Origin of the sequence: Streptomyces niveus (assembly GCF_001723055.1) — a bacterium.
In the GTDB taxonomy this organism is placed as follows: domain Bacteria; phylum Actinomycetota; class Actinomycetes; order Streptomycetales; family Streptomycetaceae; genus Streptomyces; species Streptomyces niveus.
The window spans coordinates 1-554 of record NZ_MDCR01000465.1; the positions used below are offsets into that span (position 1 = coordinate 1).

Sequence of the window (554 nt, forward strand, 5' to 3'; positions counted from 1 at the left end):
CGCGCCGCATCGTTCGATGCGTCGCGGCCGCGGGGATACGCGTCACTCGCCGAACAGGTCGCATGGGCCGGGCGCCGCGCAGGCCGCGTGGGGCGGCCGGCGGAAGACAGCCGGGCCGAGCGCGGGCGCGCCGCGCTCGAAGAGGGGCGACCGGTTCGGAGGGGCGTTCTACACCCGCAGAATCGCCGGATCTCTCCAGGTAGCGGACGCCGCGACGGCGTCGGACGGCGGCGTGCGGAAGGGAACGTGGACCCGCGTCAGTTCCGCGAGGCCGAGCGGCGTCGTGCGGGGAGCGGGTACGTCGGCGCGGTACGGAGGCTGACCGGACGCACAGCTCTCCGACCCGTGTTCGGCCTCGTCGCCGTCATGCTGGGCGGGTGTGACATCGCGGTCGGCGAAATCGGTCGGCGCCTTCGACGTGGTCGCGGTTGCGGTCGCCGTCACCTCGCTCATCGCGGCGAGGGGTGACGCGTGCGCCACCGCGTTGTGACCGTTGACCCCATGCGTGTACAGCAGCGCCAGCAGCAGCACGGCCAGCCACAACGCCCGCTCCG

At 73.6% G+C, this 554-nt stretch carries 1 pseudogene; it reads right to left on the reverse strand.

The annotated features are described in order from the left end of the window. Positions 1–168: 168 nt before the first annotated feature. A pseudogene (locus tag BHU15_RS36305) lies at positions 169–554 on the reverse strand (hypothetical protein); the annotation flags it as partial.